The sequence below is a fragment of the Glycomyces lechevalierae genome (assembly GCF_027622945.1).
Lineage (GTDB): Bacteria > Actinomycetota > Actinomycetes > Mycobacteriales > Micromonosporaceae > Glycomyces > Glycomyces rutgersensis.
On record NZ_JAPZVQ010000001.1, the window covers coordinates 518,460 to 537,963 of the forward strand.

At 71.7% G+C, this 19,504-nt stretch carries 19 protein-coding genes; 7 read left to right on the top strand and 12 right to left on the bottom strand.

The annotated features are described in order from the left end of the window. Positions 1-88 precede the first annotated feature (88 nt). Together O2L01_RS02425 and O2L01_RS02430 are read right to left on the bottom strand one after the other, a co-directional pair. Positions 89-1,144, bottom strand: coding sequence for a glucose 1-dehydrogenase (locus O2L01_RS02425; RefSeq protein WP_270120105.1), 1,056 nt, complete (start codon positions 1,142-1,144; stop codon positions 89-91). A gap of 6 nt (positions 1,145-1,150) precedes the next feature. Beyond that, positions 1,151-2,974 carry a glycoside hydrolase family 15 protein gene (locus tag O2L01_RS02430; protein ID WP_270120107.1) on the bottom strand — a complete coding sequence of 608 codons (1,824 nt, stop codon included), beginning with the start codon at positions 2,972-2,974 and terminating at the stop codon, positions 1,151-1,153. A 148-nt stretch (positions 2,975-3,122) separates the two neighbouring features. On the opposite strand from O2L01_RS02430, the gene O2L01_RS02435 reads away from it, so the two are divergent. Beyond that, the gene (locus tag O2L01_RS02435) at positions 3,123-4,739 is read left to right on the top strand and encodes an acyl-CoA dehydrogenase family protein (RefSeq protein WP_270120110.1); all 1,617 of its coding nucleotides are present in this window, start codon (positions 3,123-3,125) and stop codon (positions 4,737-4,739) included. Between the two features lie 76 nt (positions 4,740-4,815). Continuing rightward, positions 4,816-5,355 (top strand): VOC family protein, encoded by a 540-nt coding sequence (locus O2L01_RS02440; RefSeq protein WP_270120112.1) that lies wholly within the window; start codon positions 4,816-4,818, stop codon positions 5,353-5,355. 17 nt (positions 5,356-5,372) lie between these two features. Here the strand turns inward: O2L01_RS02440 and O2L01_RS02445 are convergent, their stop codons facing one another. The 4 genes from O2L01_RS02445 to O2L01_RS02460 form a co-directional block, all read right to left on the bottom strand. Then, positions 5,373-6,332 carry a helix-turn-helix transcriptional regulator gene (locus O2L01_RS02445; protein WP_270120113.1) on the bottom strand — a complete coding sequence of 320 codons (960 nt, stop codon included), beginning with the start codon at positions 6,330-6,332 and terminating at the stop codon, positions 5,373-5,375. A 66-nt stretch (positions 6,333-6,398) separates the two neighbouring features. Further along, on the bottom strand, positions 6,399-7,328 hold the full coding sequence (locus O2L01_RS02450; RefSeq protein WP_270120115.1) for an alpha/beta hydrolase: 930 nt from the start codon (positions 7,326-7,328) through the stop codon (positions 6,399-6,401). Between the two features lie 14 nt (positions 7,329-7,342). Next, entirely contained in the window at positions 7,343-8,515 is a 1,173-nt protein-coding gene (locus O2L01_RS02455) for a damage-control phosphatase ARMT1 family protein (protein ID WP_270120117.1), read from the bottom strand. Next, complete coding sequence (locus O2L01_RS02460) at positions 8,508-9,098, bottom strand: TetR family transcriptional regulator (protein ID WP_270120120.1); 591 nt, start codon at positions 9,096-9,098, stop codon at positions 8,508-8,510. The genes O2L01_RS02455 and O2L01_RS02460 overlap by 8 nt, the downstream gene beginning before the upstream one ends. A 98-nt stretch (positions 9,099-9,196) precedes the next feature. Between O2L01_RS02460 and O2L01_RS02465 the strand changes: the two genes are divergently transcribed. Beyond that, a complete protein-coding gene (locus O2L01_RS02465) occupies positions 9,197-10,357 on the top strand; it encodes an FAD-dependent oxidoreductase (RefSeq protein ID WP_270120123.1) in 1,161 nt (386 codons plus the stop codon). Here the strand turns inward: O2L01_RS02465 and O2L01_RS02470 are convergent. Beyond that, complete coding sequence (locus O2L01_RS02470) at positions 10,354-10,896, bottom strand: TetR/AcrR family transcriptional regulator (RefSeq protein WP_270120126.1); 543 nt, start codon at positions 10,894-10,896, stop codon at positions 10,354-10,356. The two genes, O2L01_RS02465 and O2L01_RS02470, sit on opposite strands and share 4 nt — an antisense overlap. A gap of 90 nt (positions 10,897-10,986) precedes the next feature. On the opposite strand from O2L01_RS02470, the gene O2L01_RS02475 reads away from it, so the two are divergent. Next, positions 10,987-12,342, top strand: coding sequence for a carotenoid oxygenase family protein (locus tag O2L01_RS02475; protein WP_270120128.1), 1,356 nt, complete (start codon positions 10,987-10,989; stop codon positions 12,340-12,342). A gap of 1 nt (position 12,343) precedes the next feature. On the opposite strand, the gene O2L01_RS02480 is transcribed toward O2L01_RS02475, so the two are convergent. Further along, positions 12,344-13,003: a TetR/AcrR family transcriptional regulator gene (locus O2L01_RS02480; protein ID WP_270120130.1), complete on the bottom strand. Its 660-nt coding sequence runs from the start codon at positions 13,001-13,003 to the stop codon at positions 12,344-12,346. A gap of 84 nt (positions 13,004-13,087) precedes the next feature. Here O2L01_RS02480 and O2L01_RS02485 point away from each other — a divergent pair, with 84 nt between their 5' ends. Continuing rightward, on the top strand, positions 13,088-14,065 hold the full coding sequence (locus tag O2L01_RS02485) for an alpha/beta fold hydrolase (RefSeq protein ID WP_270120132.1): 978 nt from the start codon (positions 13,088-13,090) through the stop codon (positions 14,063-14,065). Positions 14,066-14,103: 38 nt separating this feature from the next. Continuing rightward, positions 14,104-14,190 carry a hypothetical protein gene (locus tag O2L01_RS02490; RefSeq protein WP_270120478.1) on the top strand — a complete coding sequence of 29 codons (87 nt, stop codon included), beginning with the start codon at positions 14,104-14,106 and terminating at the stop codon, positions 14,188-14,190. Between the two features lie 10 nt (positions 14,191-14,200). Here O2L01_RS02490 and O2L01_RS02495 read toward each other — a convergent pair whose 3' ends face one another. Beyond that, the gene (locus tag O2L01_RS02495) at positions 14,201-14,887 is read right to left on the bottom strand and encodes a hypothetical protein (protein ID WP_270120135.1); all 687 of its coding nucleotides are present in this window, start codon (positions 14,885-14,887) and stop codon (positions 14,201-14,203) included. Positions 14,888-15,199: 312 nt separating this feature from the next. On the opposite strand from O2L01_RS02495, the gene O2L01_RS02500 reads away from it, so the two are divergent. After that, on the top strand, positions 15,200-16,132 hold the full coding sequence (locus O2L01_RS02500; RefSeq protein WP_270120137.1) for a phosphotransferase family protein: 933 nt from the start codon (positions 15,200-15,202) through the stop codon (positions 16,130-16,132). 11 nt (positions 16,133-16,143) lie between these two features. Here O2L01_RS02500 and O2L01_RS02505 read toward each other — a convergent pair whose 3' ends face one another. From O2L01_RS02505 to O2L01_RS02515, 3 genes are all read right to left on the bottom strand, one after another. Further along, on the bottom strand, positions 16,144-17,214 hold the full coding sequence (locus tag O2L01_RS02505; protein WP_270120139.1) for a LacI family DNA-binding transcriptional regulator: 1,071 nt from the start codon (positions 17,212-17,214) through the stop codon (positions 16,144-16,146). A gap of 76 nt (positions 17,215-17,290) precedes the next feature. Then, positions 17,291-18,070: an SDR family NAD(P)-dependent oxidoreductase gene (locus O2L01_RS02510; RefSeq protein WP_270120140.1), complete on the bottom strand. Its 780-nt coding sequence runs from the start codon at positions 18,068-18,070 to the stop codon at positions 17,291-17,293. 62 nt (positions 18,071-18,132) lie between these two features. Next, complete coding sequence (locus O2L01_RS02515; RefSeq protein WP_270120141.1) at positions 18,133-19,425, bottom strand: ABC transporter substrate-binding protein; 1,293 nt, start codon at positions 19,423-19,425, stop codon at positions 18,133-18,135. Positions 19,426-19,504 lie beyond the last annotated feature (79 nt).

A 19,504-nucleotide genomic window follows, 5' to 3' on the forward strand; every position in this document is an offset into this window, starting at 1 on the left:
CGCCCGGCGCGCCCCGCGCACCGGCGGACCGTTCTCGCGCGGGTTGCAAGCGGCGGCCGGGCCCCCCAGCCCGGCCGCCGCTTTTTCCCTACCCCCCAGTGAGGTCGATGACGACTTTCACGTCGTCGGGTTCGCCGCGGAACGCCTCTTTGAAGCGGCGCAACGGGACGCGGCGGGTGATGAGTCGGCGGAGCCAGTCGCGGTCGGCCTCGGCGAGCAGCCGCGCCGCGTCCGCGTAATGGTCGAGGTTGGCGTTGACCGTCCCGAAGACCACGTCGTTCTCCAGCACGATGCGCCGGTTCACGCCGCCCGGGTCGACGGGCATCGTCCTGCCGGCGGGCGAGACGCCCGTCAGGCAGGTGATCCCGTAGGCGCCGGTCGCGCCGATCGCGTCGAACACGAGCGCGGCGGCGCCGGTGGCCTCGATGACGATGTCAGGATCGGCCGCGGCGGTCGCGGCGGCCATGCTCTCGTGGTGGTACGCCGCACCGAGGTCGGCGACGAGCTTCGGCTTCGGCCCGTGCTCGTTGTGGTCGTAGACGTGGACCTCCAGGCCGCGCCGCGCCCCGATCATCGCCGCGAGCAGGCCGATGGGGCCCGCGCCGGTGACGAGCACCGACCGCGGCTCGAACCAGCCGCGCGAGCCGATCCGCTCGATCTGATCCCAGGCCTTGGCGAGGACGCTCATCGGCTCCATGAGCACGCCGACCTCGGACAGGTCCGGGTCGAGCTTGACCGCGTACTCCGCCTCCACGGTCCAGAGTTCACTGCCGTAGCCGTCGAGCTGCTTGATGCCGCGCTCGGTGTAGCCCTCGTTGCGGCACGAGTCGAACTGGCCGCGCGCGCACGCCCCGCACGGGACCGGGTCGGGACGGCGCACCACGCCGACCACCAGGTCGCCCGGCGCGAAGCCGCTCCCTTCAGGGGCGGTCCTGACCCGGCCGAGCGATTCGTGGCCGATGACCATCCGGTCCGCTCCCATAGGCGCCCAGCCGTAGTCGCCGTTCGCGAGCTCCTTGTCGGTGCCGCACACCCCGAGTGCGAGCCCTTCGACGAGCAGTTCGCCCTCGTCCGGCTCCGGGTCGTCGATCTCGGCGAGCTCCAAGGTGCCCTTGTGCCCAGGTGCGAAGGTCAAAGCGCGCATCGCCACTCACTCCCGCTCTTCGGTCTCGTACTCGGGCCGCACGGCGCGCGGCTCCTCCGCCGGGTGGGCGCCGCTGAGATGCCGCGCCGAGTTCACCAGGCCCACATGGCTGTAGGCCTGCGGGGTGTTGCCGAGGTGCCGCCCGGTGGCCGGGTCGAACTCCTCGCTGAGGATGCCGAGGTCGTTGCGCACCTTGAGCAGCCGGTCGAACAGGTCCCGGGCCTCGCGCTCGCGGCCGATGCCCTGGAGGGCGTCGACGAGCCAGAACGTGCACGCCAGGAACGCGCCTTCGTCGCCGGGGAGCCCGTCCACGCCGCCGTCGGCCTCCATGTCGTACCGCAGCAGGAACCCGTCGCGAGACAGCTCCTTCTGCACGGCCTCCACGGTGCCGACCACGCGCGGGTCGTCCCACGGCAGGAAGCCCACCTGCGGGATGAGCAGCAGCGCCGCGTCGAGCCCCTTCGAGCCGTAGAACTGGGTGAACGTGCCGCGATCGGGGTCGAAGCCGCGCTCGCACACGTCCGCGTGGACGCGGTCGCGCAGCTCCCGCCAGCGGTCGACCGGGCCGCTCAGACCGAACCGCTCGACGGCCTGCACGGCGCGGTCGAACGCGGCCCAGGCCATGACCTTCGAGTGCACGAAGTGGCGGCGCTCGCCGAGAATCTCCCACAGGCTGTCGTCCGGGTTCGCCCAGTGCCGTTCGAGGAAGTTCAGCAGCGCTTTCTGCAGGTCCCAGGCGATCTCGTCCGCTTCGAGATCGGCCGCGCGGGCCAGGTGCAGGGCGTCCAGGGTCTCGCCCCAGACGTCGAGCTGGAACTGCCGCGTGGCGGCGTTCCCGATGCGGACCGGGCTCGAGCCCTCGTAGCCGGAGAGCCAGTCGAGGTCGTGCTCGGGCAGCCAGTGCTGGCCGTCGAGGCCGTACATGATCTGGAGCTCGGCCGGGTCGCCCGCCGCCGCGCGCAGCAGCCACTGGCGCCAGGCGGAGGCCTCTTCGATGAACCCGGTCCCGAGCAGGGCCTGCAGGACGAACGCGGCATCGCGCAGCCAACAGAAGCGGTAGTCCCAGTTGCGGACGCCGCCGAGGTCTTCGGGCAGGGACGTGGTCGCGGCGGCCGCGATGCCGCCCGTGGGGTCGTAGGTGAGGGCCTTGAGGATGATGAGGGAGCGGCGCACGGCCTCGTCCCATTCGCCTTCGTAGCGCAGGCCGCCGATCCAGTCGGTCCAGAACGCCTCGGTGTGGGCCAGGGCCTTCACCGGGTCCGGCGCCTTCGGACGGTCCAGATGGGACTGCTCGTGGATCAGGGTGAACGCGACCCGCTCTCCCGCGGCGACCTCGAAGTCGGCCCCCGCGCCGGCGTCCCGCACCTCGAGCGGCACGTCCGCGTCGAGCCACGCGGCGTCCGGCCCGGCGATGGCGGCGAGTTCGGTGCCCCGGCAGCGGATCCAGGGTTCGACGCGGCCGTACCCGAAGCGCAGGCGCATCGTCGTGCGCATCGGCACGCGGCCGCTCAGTCCTTCGACGACCCGCACGAGGTCGGCGGCGCCGTCGCGCGGCGGCATCGCATCGGTGACGCGGACGCTGCCTTCGGGCGTGTCCCATTCGGTCTCGAGGATGAGGGTGTCGCCCCGGTAGCGGCGGCGCGTGCACGGCCCGCCCGAGACGGGACCCAGCCGCCACGAGCCGTTCTCGTCGTCGCCCAGCAGCGCCGCGAAGCACGCCGGAGAGTCGAACCGGGGCAGGCACAACCAGTCGATCGCGCCGTCCGCGCCCACCAGCGCGGCGGTGTGCAGGTCCCCGATCATGCCGTAGTCCTCGATGCGCGTAGCCAACTCGTCTCCCCCTGTGGCGGCCGATCCTCCGTTCCGCTCCGGCTACCCGCTCGGGCCGCGAGTATGCCTGCGGTAGACCGGGATCACCGCTTCCCCGAACGGGCGATCGGTACTACCATGTGGAACCTGCCGAGCGAGGAGCGCGCGAATGACCGGTGCCGCCGATACACACACTGTCACGAACCAGGCGCCGCCGCTGGTGGATCGCAACTTGTTCGACGCGAACGCGCCGCTGCGGGAGGCGGCCGAGTGGGCGGGCGCGAGCGCGGTCGCCCCGCGCGCGAGGGCCCTCGGGGAAGCACTCGCGGGCGCGGACGCGGCGCGGTGGGCCGAGGAGGCGCACCGGTACCCGCCGGTGCTGCGCACGCACGACCGGTACGGCAACCGGGTCGACGAAGTGGACTTCCATCCTTCCTGGCACCGGTTCATGCGCCTCGCGGTGGAGCACGGCGCGCACGCGATGCCTTGGGCCGAACCGGGTCCGGGCGCTCACGCGGGGCGGGCGGTGCTCCTGTCGCTGCTCGCGCAGACCGAGCCGGGGCACTGCTGCCCGATCTCGATGACGTACGCGGCCGTCCCGGCGCTCCGTGCGAGCCCGGAGCTGGCGGCGGTGTGGGAGCCGCTCATCACCGCGCCGGAGTACGACCCGGGGCTGCGGCCGCCGCAGGAGAAGGCGGGCGTACTCGTCGGGATGGCGATGACCGAGAAGCAGGGCGGCTCGGACGTGCGGGCGAACACCACGGCCGCAACGCCTTCAGCGGACGGCACGTACACGCTGCGGGGCCACAAGTGGTTCTGCTCGGCGCCGATGAACGACGCGTTCCTGGTGCTCGCGCAGGCGCCCGGCGGGCTCTCGTGCTTCCTCCTCCCCCGGGTGCTGCCCGACGGCACTCGGAACGCGATCCGCTTGCAGCGCTTGAAGGACAAGCTCGGGAACCGCTCGAACGCCTCGGCCGAGATCGAGCTGCACGACGCCGTCGCGCACCTGGTGGGCGAGGAGGGGCGCGGGGTCGCCCACATCATTGAGATGGTGAACCACACCCGGCTCGACTGCGTGATCGCGACCGCGGCGGGAATGCGCCAGAGCACCGTGGAGGCGGTCTGGCATGCGGCGCACCGCAGTGCGTTCGGCGCCAAGCTCATCGACCAGCCGTTGATGACGCAGGTGCTCGCGGACCTCTGTGTGGAGTCCGAGGCGGCGACGGCGACGATGATGCGGCTGGCCTCGGCGTACGACGACCCGGACCAGGCGGTGTTCCGCCGGCTCGCGACCGCTGTTGCGAAGTACTGCGTGTGCAAGCGGGGCCCGGGGCACGCCGCCGAGGCGCTGGAGTGCCTGGGCGGCAACGGGTACGTCGAGGAGGCGCCGCTCGCGCGGCGCTACCGCGAGCAGCCGCTCCTGTCGATCTGGGAGGGCTCGGGGAACGTCATCTGCCTGGACGTGCTGCGGGCGCTGGCGACCAGGCCGGAGAGCGCTGAGGCGTTCCTCGCCGAAGTCGAACCGGCCGCCGCCGAGAACGCCGGGCTCGCCGCGCACCTCAAGGGCCTCAAGCGAAGCCTCGCGAGCGTCGAGCCCGCCGGAGCGCGGCGCCTCACCGAGGACCTCGGCCTGGCGCTCCAGGCCTCACTGCTGATCCGCCACTCCCCCGCCGACGTCGCGGACGCGTTCTGCGCCTCGAGGCTCGGCCCGGATCGCGGCCTCAACTACGGTGCGGTGCAGACGAAGGCGGCCGCGGCGATCGTCACGAGACATTTTCCGGGCTGAGGACCGAACGCGGACGGATGCCGTCCTCGTTCGCTGTGACCATGGCGTCGTCGACCATTCCAGGAAAGGACACGCCATGGCCGCTGTACCGCGCCTTCCCGCCGGTTCGAACACGGTGAACCCGTTCATCGTCGCCGACCGCGCCGCCGAGCTCATCGACTTCCTCACCGAGGTCTTCGAGGCCGAAGACGTCCCCGAGGCGAGGACGCTCGACACCGACGGGCTGATCCTCCACGCCGAGCTGCGCATCGGCGACTCGCTCCTCACCGTCGCCGACCGCAAGGCCGACTGGCCCTTCACGCCCGCGCTGATCCGCATCTATGTGGACGATGTGGACGCGGTGCTCGCGCGGGCGGAGAAGCTCGGCGCGGCCGTCGTCACCAGGCCGACGGACTTCTTCGGGGACACGCTCGCCCGCTTCAGGGACCCCGCCGCGAACCTGTGGTGGGTGTACCGGCACGACCCGGGGGCCGAGCAGGCCTGGTCCGCCGAGGACGGCGGCGAGTGGGCGGCTGACGCAGAGGCGGACTGGTCCGCGTTCAGCACGCCCGAGCTCGAATACATTCACTCGTCGTTGAACGAGGCCATGACCTCGCTCGGCGACCCTCGGGCGTGAGGCACGCGCTGGGCCGGTCACCGGTCCAGCGCGTCGAGCATCGTGGTGAGCAGCGCTTTCAGTTCGGCGCGTTCGGGTTCGGGGACCTCGACCCGGTAGGGCGTCTCCGGCGGCAGCCACGAGAGTCCGTAGGCGAGGTCCCTCGCGCTCGCGGCCGCGATCGGCCAGCGTGTCCGCCCGGGTCCTGCCTCCGTCGCGCCTTGCGCCCAGGCACCGAACCGGGCGTGGAACTCCTCGATCGGGAGGTCGACCACGACCGACGCGTCCTCGGTGCGCGGTCCCCAGGTGCGGGCGACGGCGATCATCTCGTCGACCTGTCCGGGCGGGAGCGGTCGCGGCCGGAAGCGCACCCGGAGCGGTTCGACGCCGGTGATCCGGTCGACCCTGAACGTGCGCCAGTCGTCGCGACCGAGGTCCCAGCAGACCAGGTACCAGTCGCGGCCGACCGAGGTCAGGGCGGCGGGCTCGACGCGGCGCGGCTGCGGGTCGCCGGCCGGGGGCCGGTAGGTCAGGCGCACGCGTTCGCCGTCGCGGCAGGCCAGCGCGAGGTCGGTGAGCACCTGCGAGGAGATCTCGGCGCCGGCGGGCGCGCGGTCGAGGGCGGGCGCGTGGGCCTTGACGCGTCGCCGCAGGGGCGCGGGGAGCACCTGCTCGAGTTTGGCCAGCGCGGAGAGGGCCGATTCGGCCCCGCGGCGCAGGCGGCCGGTCGCGACAGTGCGCAGTCCGATCGCGATCGCGACCGCCTCTTCGTCCGAGAGCAGGAGCGGGGGCATGGCGGCGCCCGCTTCGAGGCGGTAGCCGCCGAGCACGCCGGGGGCGGCGTCGACCCGGTAACCGAGGTCGCGCAGCCGCTCGACGTCGCGGCGCACGGTGCGCACGGTGACGCCCATGCGTTCGGCGAGCTCGGAGGCGGGCCGGTGCCGGTGGGTCTGCAGCAGGTTGAGCAGGGTCAGGGCGCGCGCGGTCGGGTCGGACATGCGTCGATGCTCTCGCGGAACGGTGACAGGATCCGACCGGGTTCGGCTGCTGCGGCGACGGCGCGGTCAGGCGTGCAGGCCCTTGGCGAAGAAGTCGAGGGAGTTCGCGACCTCCGCGATGGACGGCGGGTGGTTGAGGTGGCCGTGGGTCATGCCCTTGGCCAGGTACGACTCGACTTCGACGCCGACCTCGTTCAGTTGGCGTTCCAGGAGGTCCGCCGAGGCGCGGAGGTCGTCGTACTCCGAGACGACGATGCGGGTGCGGGGCAGGCCGTCGAGGCGGGCCGCGCCCGGGAGGGCGTCTCGCGGGACATCGCTGATACGGCCGACGTAGTTGCGGACCATCTCGTCGACGCCTTCGGCTTCGAAGCGGAACGGCACGGCCGCCATTTCGGCGCTCATCGCCGGACTGAGCGTCGGGTTCGGGTAGTGCGCGAACGGGTAGGCGAGCAGGAGCACGTCGGCGGCGCGGCCGCCGGTGTCCCTGGTGCGCAGCGCGGCCGAGAGGGCGAGGGCCGCTCCGGCGCTAGCGCCGCCGAGGCCGATCGGGCCGTCGGTGCCCGCGTTGTCGGTCCACCAGTTCCAGGCGGCGTGCACGTCGTCGATCGGGACGGGGTACTTGACGGTGTCGTCGGCGAGCCGGTAGTCCACTGAGGCGACCGCGACACCCGCGCGGCGGGCGAGTTCGACGCTCACCCCGTGGCCTTCGAACATGTCGAGGTCGCCGTGGCGGAACCCGCCGCCGTGGCACCAGAGCACGGCGCCCGTGAACGGGCCTTCGGGGCGGTAGAGGCGCAGCGGGATGGGTCCGTGCGGGCCGTCGATCGCGATGTTCTCGATCGCGACGCCGGCGGCGTCCCAGCCGGCGAGGGCCTTCTTGGAGTAGGCGTCCGCGAACGCCCACCCGAGGCCGGCCTTCTCCTCGTCGGTCTCGCCCTGCGCGGAGGCGGTTTCGATCCCCCGGAACATCTTGGTGAAGTACTCGTCGACCGGCACGTCGCCTCCTTGAATCAGTGCAGCACTTGCATCATCGCGTGCGTGCCGCTGACGCGCCACTCCGGGGAAGCGTTGTCCAGCTCGGTGAGACGAACGGGGTCGATGCCGACCGCGAGATCGGACTTGGCGGTGCGGAGGGCGGCCACGTCGCCCGGGAAGTAGTCCACGACTTCGCCGAAGGGGGTGGCGGCGTCCCATTCGCGGTCGCCGACGAGGCGACGGTAGTTCAAGTCGCCCTTGAGGATCACGAGCCTCGCGGCGCGGAAGTCGGCGGCGAGGTCGGGCGGGAGGTGCCGGTAGGTCGTGGGCAGCACGTAGAAGCCGTGGGCGCGCAGGCGCAGCCGGTCGCCGCGGATCGCGTCGCGCAGGCGCTGGGCGAGGGCCTGGACGGGCTTGTTCGGGTCGGCGGCGAGTGCGTCGAGGGTGGCGAGGAGGTCGCGGCCGGTGGCGTCGGAGACGAAGTACGGGTGCGGTTTGAGATGGAGCTCCACCGGTGCGGTCTCGAGGATCGCGTCGATGAGGGCGAGGTCGGCGGTGAGTTCGCGGCCGGCGTTGTCGGCGACGACGATGACGGGGCCGCTGCCGGGGCCGTCGATCAGGTCCCAGATGGCGGGGCTGTCGTCGACCACGATGTCGCTCTGTCCCGCAATGGCAGTGGTGGTGCGGAAGCCGAGGTCGGCCTGGTTGCCCCAGAGCGCGGCCCTGAGGAGGGCCTGCCGGCGTTCGGCACGGTCCTGCGAGGTGGAGTCGCGTTCGGTGAGGGCGGCGTAGGCCTCGAGGTCGGTTCGGAGTTCGGCGCCGTCGAGTTGGGCCTGCTTCTGCGGCGCGAAGGGGTCGGCGCCGTAGAAGACCCGGGCGGGCGCGAAGTGGTCGACCGCGTCGAGGATCCGCCTGTAGAAGTACGACTCGGCCCAGAGGAACGGCAGGTCGTTCCAGGGCGTGCCCACGCAACGGGCGATCTCGGCTTCCCAGAAGGGCCGGTTCGGCCCTGGCGGGACCTCGGGCGGGACCGTGCCTTCGAGGGTCTCGGCGAGGAGCGCTTCCAGGCGGTCCCGGATGTGGGACGGGTACGTGTTGTCGGCGATCAGGTTCGCGATGAGGACCGGGTGGCGCTCGTGGAAGACCGAGCGGCTGAAGGAGCCGGGCCGGTCGATGCCGATGCGCGGGGGCAGTTGCGTGTCAGCCATTGGCGGTCCGTTCGTTCGCGGTTGATCCGACCAGCGCGGCGATGGCGGGTCGGAGGCGGTCGTCGAGGTCACCGGCGGTGAGCACGAGGTGGTGGAGGGCGCCGACGAGGGCCAGCGCCACCGCCTGGGGGTCGATGCTCTCGGCGAGGCGGCCGAGGCGGCGCTCGGCTTCGAGGTAGGCGGCGGCGGCCCGTTCGATCGCGTCGAGGGCGGTCTCGTCGCCGAGCACGTCGTGGACGCGTTCGGCGAGTTCGGGCCGGAGGACGAGGAGGCGGGCGAGGGCGGTGAGGGTGTCGCGCGGGATCGCGAGGAGGGCGTCGGCGAGGTTCGCGGCGATGTCGCCGGTGCCGGCGCGGTCGGCGAGCGGTGCGGCGGCGATGACGACGAAGGAGCGGTCGACGGCGTAGGCGGCGAGGAAGTCGTCGAGGTCGGTGAAGTGGGCGTAGAGGAGTCCGGCGGCGACCCCGGCTTCGGTGGTGACGGCGCGGCCGCTGAGTCGGCTCGGGCCGTCGCGGAGGATCACGCGCTCGGCGGCGGTGAAGAGCTGCTGGCGCAGCTCGGGGATGGCGACTCCTCTTGGCACGGGGCCAGTGTAGCGGGCGGCGGCGGGGTGCCCGCCGTGAGTTTGAGCAGTCGTTCATACTGATGATGAACATGCGTTCAAACTTTGACGGAGGCGAGATGGGAAACAGGCATACGGCGATCGTGGTCGGCGCCGGGATCGCGGGGCTGGCGGCGGCACTGCGGCTGCATCGGGCGGGGTGGCGCGCGGTCGTGGTCGAGCGCGCGCCCGCGCGGCGCAGCAGCGGGTACATGCTCAACCTGATCGGCGGCGGCTACGACGCGGTCGAGCGGCTGGGTCTGCTGCCCGCGTTGGCGAAGCGCGATCTCGGGGCGTTCACGTCGGTGCTGGTGCGGGCGGACGGCTCGGCGAAGTTCACGGTGCCGCAGGCGATCGTGGAGGCCGCGCAGGGCGCGCGGGCGATGTCGGTGTTCCGCGGCGACCTCGAGTCGGTGCTCTTCGAGGCGGTCGCGGACACGGCCGAGTTCCGGTTCGCCACCACGGTGACCGCCGTTGCCCAGGACGGGGACGGCGTGACCGCGACGTTCAGTGACGGCTCGACCGAGCGGGCCGACCTGCTCATCGGCGCGGACGGGCTCCATTCCGGGGTGCGCCGGCTCGTCTTCGGCGAGGAGTCGCGATTCCGGGTCGACCTGGACCACATGGTCGGGGCGTTCCCGCTGCGCCGCGTCCCCTCCGGCTTGGCGGAAGGCAGCGGCACGACGTTCATCGGCCCGCATCGCACCGCCGCCGTGCTCAACCTCGGTCCGGATCGGTCCTCGGCGTTCTTCGCCTACCGCAGCGCGGACACCGAGGCGGACCTCGCGAGGGGCCCGGCCGCATTGAGCGAGGCCTTCGGCGACCTGGGCGGCGGCGTGCCGGACGCGCTCGCCCAGCTCCGGGAGGATCCCGGCGGCGCGTACTTCGACTCGGTGAGCCAGATCCGCATGGACTCCTGGAGCCGGGGCCGGGTCGTGCTCCTCGGCGACGCGGCCTGGTGCGTGACGCTCTTCGCCGGATACGGTGCGGGCCTGGCACTCTCGGGCGCGGACGCACTCGGCGAGGCCCTGGAGCAGGACGACCCGCCTGCGGCGCTCGCGGCCTGGGAGTCGCGGCTGCGCCCGGAGGTCGAGAAGCGGCAGGCGTTGGCGCGCACGGGGATCGCGCGGTTCGCGCCGCCCACGCGGTTCCACGTCTGGGTGAGCGACATGACGATGCGGGCCGTCACCCTGCCCGGAGTGAGCCGGCTGATCCAGCGTTCGATCGCGAAGGCGCGCTAGGCCTTCGTCGCGACGGCCCGGAGGCCGCGCACGACCTCCTCGGCGCTGGGCGCGCGGTCGGGGTCGAGGAGGTGCTGCGCCATCACACCCATGATGAGGGCGTAGTGGACCGAGCCGGCCGCGCGGCGGGCGTCGCCCGCGCCGGGGGTGAGGTGCAGCCCGAGCCCGTCGCGCGCGCGTTCCTGGGTGTCGGCGAGGCGGGACCGCAGTTCGTCGTCGTGCAGGGTCTGGACGAGGATCTCCAGGTTGGCGCGCCAGAGGCCCGGGTCGTTCCGGAATGAGGCGATCATGCCCTCCCAGAAGCGGAGCAGCGCGTCGTCGCCGTCGCCCGGGCCGACGGCCATCATCCGCTCCGCCAGCTCGCCGGACATCTCGACCATGGCCTGCAGCAGCAGCTTGTCCTTGGTGCCGTAGTGGTAGCCGATGGATCCCAGGTTGGTGTGCGACGCCTCGACGATGTCGCGCGCCGTCGTCCTGCTGTAGCCGCGCTCGATGAGGCAGCGCTTGGCGCCTTCGAGCAGGTCCTCTCGGTGTCCCATGCGGTGATCCTAGCGGCCGCCTCGATTTATACATCCGTATGATACGTTTGTTTAAATCGGCGCGCACGCGTCGCTGCAGGAAGGACCCCCATGCGCCTTGAGCGATACACCCGCGGCAACTTCGCCCCGGTCACCGAGGAGATCACCGCCTTCGACCTCCCCGTCACCGGCCGGATCCCCGCCGACCTCGACGGCCGGTACCTCCGCATCGGCCCCAACCCCCTCGGGATCGAGGACGCCTCGGCCCACGTCTGGACCCTCGGCGAGGGCATGGTGCACGGCGTGCGCCTGCGCGACGGCCGCGCCGAGTGGTACCGGAACCGCTGGGTCCGTTCGGCTTCGGTGGCCGACAGGCTCGGCGAGCCGCGCCGCGGGCGACCGGTCGACGAGCGGTTCGACTTCGCCCCGAACGTCCAGGTCGCCGGGCACGGCGGCCGCATCTACGCCCTCATCGAAGGCGGGCTCGCGCCCTACGAACTCACCCCCGAGCTCGACACCATCGGCCCCTCCGACCTCGGCGCGACCCCGGAGGGCTTCTCGGCCAACGCCCACACCAAGTTCGACCACCGCACCGGCGAACTGCACTCCCTGGCGTTCCGCTACGGCGCCGACTTCCTCCAGCACATCGTCTTCTCCCCCGGCGGCGGCGTCGAACGCGTCACCGCGATCCCCGCGCCGACCCTCCCGTACATGCACGACTTCGGGCTCACCGAGAACTACGTGCTGATCTACACGTGCCCGATGGTGTTCGACCCGCAGCGACTGCCGACCGGCGTGCCGTTCGGGTGGCGCCCGGACCTGCCGACGCAGGTCGGCGTCATGCCCCGCGCAGGCGGTGCCGTCCAGTGGATCGACCTCCCGGAGGGCATGGTCGGCCACACGCTCAACGCCTACGAAGAGGCCGGGACGATCGTGGTCGACGTCGCCTGGCACGCAGGCAGGTTCGACCTCGTCGACATCGGCGCCGGGCGCCCGGTACTCGAACGCTGGACCCTCGACCTCGCCGCGGGCAAAGCCCGGACCGAGCTGCTGCACGACCGGCCGCAGGACTTCCCGCGCCTGAACGGGCGCTTCTCCGGCCGGCCCTACCGGTACGGCTACTCGGCCTCGACCGAGCTGTACGCGGCGCCGAGCACCGTGGACGCCGACCGGCCGGACGAGGGCTTCTCCAACGCGATCCTCAAGCACGACCTCGTTGCGGGCACGACCGAGACCCACGAGTTCGGTCGCGACGCCGCCGCCGGGGAGACCGTGTTCGTGCCGTCCGCAACGGCGGCAGGCGAAGACGACGGGTACAACCTGCTGTACGTCCACAATCCGGAACGAGGCGCGGCCGACCTGGTCATCCTCGCGGCCCAGGACTTCGCCGGGGAACCGCTTGCGCGGGTCCACCTGCCCGCGCGGGTGCCGCTCGGGCTGCACGGCAACTGGATCCCCGAGGCCTGATCTAGCCGAGGAGGCCGGACAGGAGCGCAGTCAGGGCCGCGACACGGCGGTCGCGCGGCAAAATGTCCCCTGTGGACGGATTCTCGAAGAGGGCGGTGATCCGGGGGCGCTCGCCGCCGGCGGCCACATGACTCAGGTAGGCGACGGCCCGCTCGGCCTGGTTCGGGGCGGCGAGTTCGTTGCGCGCGAAGGTGGCCACGAGGGCGTTGAGGAGGGCGAACACCTCGAGCTTCGACGCGCCGTCGCCGGGATGGTCGGCGAGGATGTCGAGCACGTGGTCGAGCACGCCGACCACGCCGGGGCCGAGGGCCGGGCGCGTGACCACGAGCTCCGGGAGCCAGGGGTGGCGCATCATGACCGCGTGCAGGCCCTCGGCGACCGCCACGAGATCCGCGACGGGCTCCCCCGTGGGCGGCTCGAGGCGGCATTCGGAGGCCGTCGAGTCGATCATGAGATCGAGCAGGTCGTCGCGGCCGGTCACGTAGCGGTACAAGGAGGCGGCGCCGGTGCCGAGCTCAGCGGCGACGTTGCGCATGGACACCGCGTCGAGGCCGCCCCGGTCCGCGACGTCGATCGCGGCGGCCGTGATCTCGGCGCGGTCGTGCACGGCCGGGCGGCCGGTGGCGGCCCGTTCGGGGCGCAGCCAGATCACGTCGGTCATGGTTCACTCCTCCGGGTGTTTGCGAACAGCGTACCCGAAGGGCTATAGTTCGAGAACATCGTTCGCGAACTCCGAGGAGGAGCCATGAGCAAGTCCCCCACCCGCTACGCCCGCAACGGCAACGCCGACCTCGCCTACGAAGACCACGGCGGCGCGGGCGGCGAGCCGCTGCTGCTGGTCATGGGCTCGGCCGTGAGCCGGCACTGGTGGCCGCCGGGCCTCATCGCCGCGCTCGTCGAACGCGGCTTCCACGTCGTGTCCTTCGACAACCGCGACGCCGGAGAGTCCACCCGCTTCCCCGCCGCGCCCGCCCACCCGGTCACGGCGCTCTTCCGGAAAAGCCCGCCCGCCTACACGGGCGAGGACGTCGCGGACGACGCCGTCGCCGTCATGGACGCCCTCGGCTGGGACTCGGCGCACCTCTTCGGACACTCCAACGGCGGCCTGCGGGTCCAGCGCATCGCCATGCGCCACCCGCATCGGGTGCGGAGCTTCGTCTCCTCTGCGGCCGTGCCCAGCGATGCCGGATCCCTGCGACTGCTGCGGTACATCCGCTGGGGCACGGTCGCCAAGATGGCGCGGCTCAAGTTCCCGGAGACGCGAGAAGGGGACATCGCCCTGTCACTGGCGGTCTCGCGGGCGCTGGCATCGCCGGGATACCCGTTCGACGAGGCGGAGGCCTTGGCGCGCATCGAGAAGGACGCCGTCAACGACATTCGAGACCCGAAGCAGACGGGCCGCCAGCTCGGCGCCCACTGGAGCGGCGGAAGCCTCGCGCAGTTGCGGCTCCCGGTCACCGTCATGCACGGCGAAGCGGACCAGTTGCTCCGTCTCTCGGCGGCCCGCGACCTCGCCGCCGCCATCCCCGGGGCCCGCCTCGTGATCGTCCCGGGAGTCGGCCACGACATCCCGCCCGCGATGTGGGGGTTCTACGCGGACGAGATCCAGGCGACCGCCGCGCGCGCCGGCGCGGACCCGAGCGCGGCGGTGCTCCGTATCGCCACCGCCTCGAACACGTTGGCGGTCACCGATGTCGGCCCGGACAGCGCCGACCGGCGCTGACCATCGCGGACGGCGGCCCGGGCACCGAGAACGGCGTCGTGGGTTCCGCGTTCGCGATCGTCCTGGGGCTCATCGCCATCGGCCTCGGCTGGCGAGCCCGGTCCGGCGTGAGCCGGACGGCTTAGGCCCGCAAGTTCAGGGGCTGGTGGTGTCAGCGCCCGTTGGCTGATTCGACGGTTCGAGTGGCTGGCCCGTGAAGCGGGCTTGCAGCGAGCCGTCGTCGACGGCGATCAGACGCCAGATCATCGCGGTCAGCGCGGCGATGAGCGAGCCGACGGCCCAGAGGACCGTCTTCGTCCAGTCGCGGTCGCCGAAGGAGTAGTGGGCGTGGCCTTCGGGGTCGAAGTAGCCGACGACCCGCTCGCCGACAGGCCACTGCTCGTGTTCCTCAGTGCTCCAGGTGACGCCGGTCTGGCCGGGGCAGTCCATGACGTGCTCGATCAGGGTGTCGCCGCGGACTTCCTTCTCCGTGGAGGAGGCCACGGTGCACTCGATCGCGACACCGCGCAGGTTCAGCACGCTGGACTCGAAGGCCGGGGCCGTCAGGAGGCCGGCGAGGAAGATGCCTCCCAGCACGCCGATGATGCCGCGCCCGGCGCTGCGGAACCGGCCGATGAAGCAGGAGACGGCGATGAAGACTCCGGCGGCGACGATCAGGCCGATCGATGCCCCGAGCCACCAGCTCGACATCCAGCCGGGCGCGACCATGGCGGCGAGGCACAGGTTCGCGGTCGCGACGACCGCGATGAGGGGCGGCAGCACGGCCAGCGCCAGTTCACGACGAAACCGGAATGCAGGGGCGGCCGCTACCGGCGTGTCCATTTCGATGTCCTGTTGAGGTGGGGGAACGATAGCTCGAGCGTAGTGGATACCGTCCATTTGCGGTGTCCCACAGCGGATCCCCAAAGCGACGCACCAGCCGCCCACCTCGATTCCGGTCGCGGCAGCGCCGCCGGCTCGGCGCCCACTGGAACGGCGGAAGCCTTGCCGGACGGCGGCTCCCGGTCACCGCCGTGCACGGCGAAGCAGACCGGCTGCTGTGGCCGGGCGGTCGCGGACCGGATCGCCACGAGATCGGCCGGACGAATCCGAAATACCGTTGCGTGCGCTTTGACCGCCTGCTGTACTTCCCGGATGGTCGAGTACCGGCAGCAGCACTCCGAGGCATGGCTCAAGCACTTCGCGCACCGAGGACATCCGGACGCGCGCCCTCTGGCGAGCGGTGTCGAAGGGGCCGTCTACCGGCTGGGGGACGGCACAGTCGCCAAGGTGTGGACCGGCCGGCCTCCGGCGGACTTCGACCTGACGCGGCAGGTCTACGCCGACATCGCCCGCAGCCGACCGCCGTTCGCCACCCCGGAGGTCCTCGACGCCGAACAGGTCGAAGGCGTCCTCGTGACCTATGAGCGCGAGCTTCCCGGAGCGCCCATCGGCACCGATTCGGCCGATGGACCAGCACCACGAGAGCTACCCGCAGGAGTCATCGACGCGGTGCTCGAAGTGCTGCGCGGACTGGCCGCCGTCCCTGCCACTGACGCCATGCGGCGACTGACGGTCCAAGGCGACGACCGCCCGCTGTGGCAAGGCCGCCAACGATTCTCCGACGCCCTGGCCGACCTGGTGGAGCGCGCCGGGCGCCGCAGCGGCACCGTGCTCGCCGCTCACGTCCCGGATCTCGCGAAGCAGACCGATAGGACCGTGCGAGCACTCCGGGCTCTGCCCGACACCGCCGACACCGTGATCCACGGCGACCTCGTGCCGCCCAACATCCATGTCGACGGGCAGGGGCACCCGGTCGCCGTCCTCGACTTCGGGTTCTTCACGACCGCCGGCGACCCCGCCTTCGAAGCGGCCGTCACCGCCGCGGTCTGGGACATGTACGGACCCCACGCGCGAGCGCATACCGAAACGCTCACGCGCGTCTTCGCCGCCGAACTGCGGTATGAACCCGAGACGCTGGCGCTGTATCAGACCGCCTATGCCTTGACCACCTATGACCTGTTCAGCGCCGACGGCAGCGACGGGCACTTCCACTGGTGCGCAGGGCTGCTCAACGACGACGCGTAAGCGGTCGGGGCTCAGCTCGCGACGAGCGGGCGGACCGAGCCTCTCAGGACCAGGTGGGTGCCGAGGATCGTGTGCGGGGGCGGGCCGCCTTGGCGGGCGTGTTCCAGGGCGAGGCGTACTGCGGTGCGGCCCAGTTCTTCGTGGGGTTGGTAGACCGTGGTCAGGTCGATGTCGGCGGCCGGGGGGAGGTCGTCGAAGCCGACGAGGGAGATGTCCTCGGGTACGCGGAGGCCGTGTTCGAGGAGGGCTTGGCGTGCGCCGGCCGCGATCTGGTCGTTGCCGGAGAAGACGGCCGTGAAGTCGGGGGTGCCGGCCGACAGGCGCTCCTTCATCATGCGGTAACCCTCGAAGCGTTCGTAGGTGCCGTCGACCTCCAGGCCCGGGTCGGGTTCGACGCCGTAGGCCGCGAGGGCCTTGCGGTAGCCCTCGATGCGGGCGTCGGCGGTGGTGTAGCCGGTACGGCGGCCGAGGTACAGGATGCGCTTGTGGCCGTTGGAGAGCAGGTGGCCGGTGGCGGCGAAGGCGCCGCCGGTGTTGTCGTACTCGACGACCACGGCGGGCACGTCCGGGCCGAGCGGGGGTCGGCCGCAGAGGACGAGGCGGGAGCCGATGGCGGCCAGCGCGTGCGCGTACCGGCTCATGCGGGCCCGGTACTCGGCGTCGGCGTTCACGTTGCCGACGAGGATGACGGCCTCGGGGTGCTGCTCGCGCATGAACTGGACCATGGCGAGCTCGCGTTCGGCGTCGCCGCCGGTGGTGCCGATCTGGCACAGGCGGCTGTCCTCGGCGGCCTGGGTCTGGACCCCTTGGGCCACATGGGCGTAGTGCGGGGAGATCACCGAGTTCACGATGATCGCGATGCTCTTGCGGGTGGTCCCTTGGAGGGCGCGGGCGTGGTGGTTGGCGACGTAGTCGAGTTCTTCGACGGCGCGCATGACCTTGCTGCGGGTCGCGGGCGCGGCGGGGTACGTGCCCGAGAGGATGCGCGAGACGGTGGCGACGGAGACGCCGGCGTGTTCGGCCACCTCCCGGATGGTGGTGTGGCGCGTCCCGTCGCCCGAAGCACTCGCTTTGCGCGCCAAAGAATTCACCTCGGTTAAACAGTTTCAAGAACGGTTACGGAAACAATGATTCCCGGTCAGTGAGGGTGTGTCAAGTTCAAGGCCGGGTGGCCTCGCGGAGGGAGCGTTTGCCGCCGCCGGAGTGGATGCGGAGGATGAGGCGCATCGGCAGCAGGCGGCTGAGGGCCGTGATGGTCTTGTTCTGCCAGCCGGGGATGCTGACGGCCTTGCCTTTGCGCCAGTCCCGCAGGGCGGCGGCGGCGAGCGTGTCGGCGTCCAGCCACAGGAAACCGGGGATCCCGGTCATGTTCATGCCTGCGGTGTCGTGGAACTCGGTGCGGGTGAAGCCCGGGCACAGGACGGTGACCGTGACGCCGTGCGGGCGGGCCTTGACGGCCGCCGACTGGCTGAAGTTGATGACCCAGGCCTTGCTGGCCGAATAGGTCGAGCTGGGAAAGAAGCCGAGCACCGAGCCGGTGTTGATGACGCCGCCGCGGCCGCGCTCGATCATGCCGGGCAGTGCGGCGATCGTGAAGCGCAGCACGGCTTCCATGTGCAGCTTCGACATCGCGATCTCGGCCTCGATCGAGGTGTGGAGGAATTCCGTGGGATGCCCGAACCCGGCGTTGTTGACCAGGAGGTCCACGCCTTCGCGGCAGCGTGCCTCGACGCGGGCGATGTCGGCTTCGGTGGCGAGGTCGGCCGTGATGGTCTCGATTTCGCCGCCGAGTCGCGCCGCGACCGCCTGCAGCCCTTCGCGATTCCGGTCGACCAGGATGAGCCGGTAGCCGTCTGCCGCCAGTGCTTTGGCGAAGGCCGCGCCGATGCCTGCGGCGGCACCGGAGATGAGGGCCGTCGGTGCGGGGTGGCCGTGCATCGGGCGAGTCTAGCGGGCGGGCGAGTGGGGAGCGGTCCTCCTCAGGCCGCTCCCCCGCCGGGCTACTGCTCGCTCTGGAACAGGGTCTCGGCCTCGGTGAAGAACAGGTCGGCGGCCTCGGCCGGGGTCATCTCCCCGTACTGGACCTGGCCGTAGATCTCGGTGAACTTGGCCTCGATCGCGCCGGCGGCGGCCGGGGGCACGACCGGCGCGTCGATCAGGTACTGCTCCACAGTGGCCTCGTAGTCGAGCACGACCTGCGAGGCCTCGTCGATCTCGACGCTGTCGAGGCCGGTCTTCGTGGACGGGATGCCCCGGTTGGTGCCGAGGATCGCGGCGGCCTCCGGGTCGGAGAGCATGAACTCGATGAGCTTGGCGCTCTGCTCGGGGTACTCGGAGTTCGCGGCGATCACGAACTGCACGGACGGGCGCAGGTGCAGCGCGAGGTTGCTCGGGTCCGCGGAAGGCGGCGGGGCGAGCGCGAGCGTGCCGCCGCCCTCGGCCACGGACTCCCAGTAGCCGCTCATCGCGGTGTCCCAGCGCAGTTCGGTGGCCATCACGCCGCCCGCGACGCCGGGCGCGGTGGCCTCGGCGGCCACGTCCGGCGGGGGCATGGCACCCGAGGCGACGAGCTCGGCGGTCGAGGACCACCACTCGACCAGCTGCTCCTTGGTGAACGCGAGGCTCGCGGCGTCGTCGGCGTAGAACGCGCCGCCCTGCTGGCGCAGCCAGAGCTCCATGAGGAGGTACGAACCGGCCCAGTCGCTCCCGCCCCACTTGCCTTCGCCGAGCGCGGCGGTCACCTGGGTGATGAGCGCGCCGTACTCCTCCCACGTGTACCCGGCCTCGGGCACCGCGATGCCGTGCTCCTCGAACCAGTCCGGGCGGTAGATGAGGCCGAACATGTTGCTGCCGACCGGGACCGCGACGAGCTTGTCGTCGAGCTTCGCGGTGTCCAGCACGCCGTCGCGGAAGTCGTCGGTGGGGACCACGCCGTCGAGGGGCAGCAGCATCCCGGTGGCGCCGAACTGGCGCAGGCGTGGGTAGTCCATCTGGAACACGTCGGGGAGGTCGCGCGAGGCCATGCGGCCGGTCAGCCCTTCCCAGTAGGCGGGGTAGTCGGCGAAGTTGGTGCGGACCTTGATGCCCTCGTTCTTCTGCATGAAGAGCTCGACGGCCTGGTTGGTGACCTCGGCGCGGGCGTCGTCGCCCCACCATTCGAAGCCGATCTCGACCGGGTCGGCGGCGGTCCCGGCCGGGCCGTCGTCGCCGCACGCGGCCGTCGCGCCGAGCGCCGCCGCGGCGGTCGCGCCCGCGAGCAGGCTCCGGCGGCGGAGGGGATTGTGGATCGACATTGATGCACTCCTTCTGGTGGTGAGGGGAGGGGATGGGGGAAGCGGTCGGGGGGTCGCATCCAGGTTGTTAAATCGTTTT

Excerpts from the sequence above, each read along its gene's own strand:
- O2L01_RS02445 (WP_270120113.1), bottom strand. The coding sequence starts at position 6,332 with ATGTCCGACCCGACCGCGCGCGCCCTGACCCTGCTCAACCTGCTGCAG.
- O2L01_RS02485 (WP_270120132.1), top strand. The coding sequence starts at position 13,088 with ATGAGCAAGTCCCCCACCCGCTACGCCCGCAACGGCAACGCCGACCTC.
- O2L01_RS02425 (WP_270120105.1), bottom strand. The coding sequence starts at position 1,144 with ATGCGCGCTTTGACCTTCGCACCTGGGCACAAGGGCACCTTGGAGCTC.
- O2L01_RS02510 (WP_270120140.1), bottom strand. The coding sequence starts at position 18,070 with ATGCACGGCCACCCCGCACCGACGGCCCTCATCTCCGGTGCCGCCGCA.
- O2L01_RS02475 (WP_270120128.1), top strand. The coding sequence starts at position 10,987 with ATGCGCCTTGAGCGATACACCCGCGGCAACTTCGCCCCGGTCACCGAG.
- O2L01_RS02515 (WP_270120141.1), bottom strand. The coding sequence starts at position 19,425 with ATGTCGATCCACAATCCCCTCCGCCGCCGGAGCCTGCTCGCGGGCGCG.
- O2L01_RS02480 (WP_270120130.1), bottom strand. The coding sequence starts at position 13,003 with ATGACCGACGTGATCTGGCTGCGCCCCGAACGGGCCGCCACCGGCCGC.
- O2L01_RS02440 (WP_270120112.1), top strand. The coding sequence starts at position 4,816 with ATGGCCGCTGTACCGCGCCTTCCCGCCGGTTCGAACACGGTGAACCCG.
- O2L01_RS02470 (WP_270120126.1), bottom strand. The coding sequence starts at position 10,896 with ATGGGACACCGAGAGGACCTGCTCGAAGGCGCCAAGCGCTGCCTCATC.
- O2L01_RS02465 (WP_270120123.1), top strand. The coding sequence starts at position 9,197 with ATGGGAAACAGGCATACGGCGATCGTGGTCGGCGCCGGGATCGCGGGG.
- O2L01_RS02435 (WP_270120110.1), top strand. The coding sequence starts at position 3,123 with ATGACCGGTGCCGCCGATACACACACTGTCACGAACCAGGCGCCGCCG.
- O2L01_RS02455 (WP_270120117.1), bottom strand. The coding sequence starts at position 8,515 with ATGGCTGACACGCAACTGCCCCCGCGCATCGGCATCGACCGGCCCGGC.
- O2L01_RS02495 (WP_270120135.1), bottom strand. The coding sequence starts at position 14,887 with ATGGACACGCCGGTAGCGGCCGCCCCTGCATTCCGGTTTCGTCGTGAA.
- O2L01_RS02500 (WP_270120137.1), top strand. The coding sequence starts at position 15,200 with ATGGTCGAGTACCGGCAGCAGCACTCCGAGGCATGGCTCAAGCACTTC.